The 830-nt window shown below is 53.7% G+C and carries 1 rRNA gene; it reads right to left on the bottom strand.

The features are described 5' to 3' along the window. Positions 1 to 830, bottom strand: a 23S ribosomal RNA gene (locus ACPXSQ_RS22970); the annotation flags it as partial.

Here is an 830-nt window from a genome sequence, read left to right as displayed (position 1 = left end):
GATATAGCCTTCTCCGTCCCCCCTTCGCAGTAACACCAAGTACAGGAATATTAACCTGTTTCCCATCGACTACGCCTTTCGGCCTCGCCTTAGGGGTCGACTCACCCTGCTCCGATTAACGTTGAACAGGAACCCTTGGTCTTCCGGCGACAAGGTTTTTCACCTTGTTTATCGTTACTTATGTCAGCATTCGCACTTCTGATACCTCCAGCATGCCTCACAGCACACCTTCGACGGCTTACAGAACGCTCCCCTACCCAACAACGCATAAGCGTCGCTGCCGCAGCTTCGGTGCATGGTTTAGCCCCGTTACATCTTCCGCGCAGGCCGACTCGACCAGTGAGCTATTACGCTTTCTTTAAATGATGGCTGCTTCTAAGCCAACATCCTGGCTGTCTGGGCCTTCCCACATCGTTTCCCACTTAACCATGACTTTGGGACCTTAGCTGGCGGTCTGGGTTGTTTCCCTCTTCACGACGGACGTTAGCACCCGCCGTGTGTCTCCCGTGATAACATTCTCCGGTATTCGCAGTTTGCATCGGGTTGGTAAGCCGGGATGGCCCCCTAGCCGAAACAGTGCTCTACCCCCGGAGATGAGTTCACGAGGCGCTACCTAAATAGCTTTCGGGGAGAACCAGCTATCTCCCGGTTTGATTGGCCTTTCACCCCCAGCCACAGGTCATCCGCTAATTTTTCAACATTAGTCGGTTCGGTCCTCCAGTTAGTGTTACCCAACCTTCAACCTGCCCATGGCTAGATCACCGGGTTTCGGGTCTATACCCTGCAACTTAACGCCCAGTTAAGACTCGGTTTCCCTGCGGCTCCCCTAT

The organism is Pantoea sp. EEL5 (assembly GCF_049892805.1).
GTDB lineage: Bacteria > Pseudomonadota > Gammaproteobacteria > Enterobacterales > Enterobacteriaceae > Pantoea > Pantoea ananatis.
The sequence above is the reverse complement of the archived record's forward strand: the minus strand, read 5'-3'. Positions and strand labels throughout refer to the sequence as shown.